The organism is Arthrobacter sp. Dra40, from assembly GCF_059091905.1.
This window is the reverse complement of the sequence record NZ_JBNHHB010000451.1, coordinates 1-1,774: the sequence shown is the minus strand read 5'-3', so window position 1 is coordinate 1,774 and position 1,774 is coordinate 1. Positions and strand designations below refer to the sequence as shown.

Below are 1,774 nucleotides of genomic sequence, written 5' to 3'. Positions count from 1 at the left end.
ACTTCTCAGCCTTGGGCGTCAGGGCAATGCCAAGGGCACGCGAAATGCGGACCTTGCGGCGGGCTCGTGTGTTGTTAGCCACGATGTCCTTCCAGTTCTGTGCGGTGCATTGGTTTGCTGGCCTCCATCGATCGGAGAGCGTTGGTCAACCGCTACCTTCAGCTACAGTCCGTCCGCGGCACACGTCTGCCCCGCCTCGTGACGATTCGGGGTTCGACGGCGCTGAAGAACGGCTTGCCAGTCAGCCAACCATTCTAGCACCAGCTGCACGCCCCCTGATCTCCTGCCTAGGCTGGGGGGATGCGAGCCATTCTCCAGCGCGCCAGCCGCGCCAAAGTCACTGTCGACGGCACCGTGGTGGGTGCCCTGCCGGGCCCGGGACTGGTGGTGCTGGTTGGGGCCACCCACAGCGATACCCCCGACGATGCGGTGGCGCTGGCGGAAAAGACGTGGCGGCTGCGCATCCTGGACGGCGAACGGTCCTGTGCCGAGTCCGGCGCTCCGCTGCTGGTCATCAGCCAGTTCACGCTCTACGCGGACACCCGGCGCGGCCGCCGGCCGTCCTGGTCAGCCGCGGCGCCGGCGGCGGTGAGCGAGCCATTGGTGGAGGATTTCGTGGCGGCGCTGCGCGTACTCGGCGCACCGGTGGAAACCGGAGTCTTCGGCGCCATGATGGAAGTGGAACTGGTCAATTCGGGCCCGTTCACGATCAGCCTGGACACCGAAGAGTTCGGCACACCGCGCCGGGGCTGACGCCCCCCCGGCACACGCGGCTGAAGCGGGCCCCGCCGCCGGGGTGCCCGTCCTCCGAAGCCGGGCACCGCCGTCGTTATTCGCCGCGGATAATCTTGCGCAACCGGTCCACCCGCGCGGAAATTTCCCGTTCCGCACCATTGGTGGTCGGTTCGTAGTAGTTCCTGCCCACCAAATCGTCCGGCGCGTACTGCTGGGTGGCGATCCCGTGCGGGGCATTGTGCGAGTACACGTAGCCCTTGCCGTGCCCCATGCCCTTGGCTCCGGCGTAATGGGAATCGCGCAGATGCACCGGAACTCCTTGGCCGCGGCCGGCGCGCACGTCCGCGACTGCCGCATTGATGGCGTCATGGCAGGCCGGAGACTTTGGCGCGGTGGCGATATGGACCACTGCCTGGGCCAGCACCAGCCGGGCCTCGGGCATGCCGATCAACTGCACGGCCTGGGCAGCGGCCACGGCGGTCTGCAGGGCGGTGGGATCGGCCATCCCGACGTCCTCGGACGCGTGGACCATGATCCGGCGGGCCACGAACCGGGGGTCCTCCCCCGCCTCCAGCATCCGGGCCATGTAGTGCAGCGCAGCGTCCACGTCGGAACCACGCATGGACTTGATGAAGGCACTGGTGATGTCATAGTGCTGATCCCCGGCCCGGTCGTAACGCAAGGCGGCCCGGTCCATGGCGCGCTCGGCATGGCTAAGCTCCACGAGGACAGGTGTCCCGTCCTCCGTTCCGCCGGATTCGCCCCAGGCCACCCCCGCGGCCGCTTCCAGTGCGGTCAGGCCCCGGCGGGCATCGCCGGCGGCCAGCCGGACCAGGTGTTCCAGCGCTTCATCGCTCAGCGCCACCCGCCCGGCCAGGCCGCGCTCATCCTCCACGGCGCGCAACAGCAGCGCCTCGATGTCGTCCGCGGTGAGCGGTTGCAGGGTCAGCAGCAGCGAACGGGACAGCAGCGGCGAAACGACGGAGAACGACGGGTTCTCGGTGGTGGCAGCGACCAGCACCACCCAGCGGTTCTCCAC

At 68.5% G+C, this 1,774-nt stretch carries 2 protein-coding genes and 1 pseudogene; 1 reads left to right on the top strand and 2 read right to left on the bottom strand.

Annotated elements, in window-relative coordinates; genetic code table 11:
• Nucleotides 1-82: pseudogene (locus tag AC5RWT_RS37055) on the bottom strand (30S ribosomal protein S4); the annotation flags it as partial.
• A 218-nt stretch (nt 83-300) separates the two neighbouring features.
• On the opposite strand from AC5RWT_RS37055, the gene dtd reads away from it, so the two are divergent.
• On the top strand, nt 301-753 hold the full coding sequence (dtd, locus tag AC5RWT_RS37050; RefSeq protein WP_494084565.1) for a D-aminoacyl-tRNA deacylase: 453 nt from the start codon (nt 301-303) through the stop codon (nt 751-753).
• A 76-nt stretch (nt 754-829) separates the two neighbouring features.
• Here the strand turns inward: dtd and AC5RWT_RS37045 are convergent.
• On the bottom strand, nt 830-1,774 hold a 945-nt coding region (locus tag AC5RWT_RS37045; RefSeq protein ID WP_494084564.1), incomplete at its 5' end, for an AAA family ATPase.

Excerpts from the sequence above, each read along its gene's own strand:
- dtd (WP_494084565.1), top strand. The coding sequence starts at position 301 with ATGCGAGCCATTCTCCAGCGCGCCAGCCGCGCCAAAGTCACTGTCGAC.